The organism is Dellaglioa sp. CoH-57-MRSF-19 (assembly GCF_056781975.1).
In genome coordinates this window covers 1-451 of the sequence record NZ_JBXAXW010000138.1, presented here as the reverse complement: position 1 = coordinate 451, position 451 = coordinate 1, and the positions used below count along the sequence as shown (strand labels likewise).

The window sequence follows — 451 nt, the reverse complement described above, 5'->3', positions numbered from 1 at the left end:
CGATCCATCAGACCCATCTTTTCCATCTCGTACCAGTGGAATGCTGCCTGAACCTGCACCTCGGTCATGCTCGGATTCTTCTTCCGGAACCGGCGCAATTCACGAATGCGGTCCGCGCTCAGCCACTGGGCGACGCCGCGTGCTCCAGAGTACGGGTGGCGGGCATGCACGTCGAACTGCGATTCTTGCTGGACCGAGCCCAAGGCCCCAGCAATCTGCGCATCGGTCAACCCGTATTCACGGCCGAACGCCACAAACGACGAAACGAAGTCATTGGGATCGGAGCCATCGGGACCGACCATGAAACGAGGTTTGTGCTTCGCGCCCGCTCCCGGCACATACTGCGCACCGAACTCAGGGGCTGGGGCCGAAACCATCGAGGGCAGCGTCGCGATCCCCAGAAGAAAGCCGCATATAGCGGCCCGAATCATGTTTCTCATCTTACTCTACC

General features: G+C 60.1%; 1 protein-coding gene. It reads right to left on the bottom strand.

The genetic code is table 11. The features are described 5' to 3' along the window. The coding region (locus tag AC1RO3_RS08640; RefSeq protein WP_481764024.1) for a phage tail tip lysozyme at positions 1-431 on the bottom strand (431 nt) is incomplete at its 3' end. Between the last annotated feature and the right edge of the window lie 20 nt (positions 432-451).